Here is a 282-nt window from a genome sequence, read left to right as displayed (position 1 = left end):
AGCTTATGAAAAAGGAGCAGATGCGGTAGCTATATTAGCTAGTTATAAAAGCTTCAAAGATGTTGTTAAAAGTAAGGGACAGGAACGTCAAATTGATCGTGACTTTGAAGCAGTTTCTGGTTATTCAACCTATCGAGTTGTTAAGGCTGCTCGAGATAAAGGGAAAGGAGTTATTTGTTTTGGAAACTAAGTATCACTTTGCCCAAACGATTGTCCTGGAAGCTGGAAATTTTCTCCGACAGCATTTACATGATGATCTTCAGATTGAAGAAAAAGGTGACT

General features: G+C 37.9%; 1 protein-coding gene. It reads left to right on the top strand.

The annotated features are described in order from the left end of the window. Positions 1-190 (top strand): UPF0223 family protein (locus C1G53_RS09675; RefSeq protein WP_105118493.1); only part of this gene is annotated, 190 nt, incomplete at its 5' end. Positions 191-282: the final 92 nt, after the last annotated feature.

The organism is Streptococcus suis (assembly GCF_002960445.1).
GTDB lineage: Bacteria > Bacillota > Bacilli > Lactobacillales > Streptococcaceae > Streptococcus > Streptococcus hyiners.
Note: the sequence above shows the minus strand (reverse complement) of the source record. Positions and strands in the feature narration are given on the sequence as shown.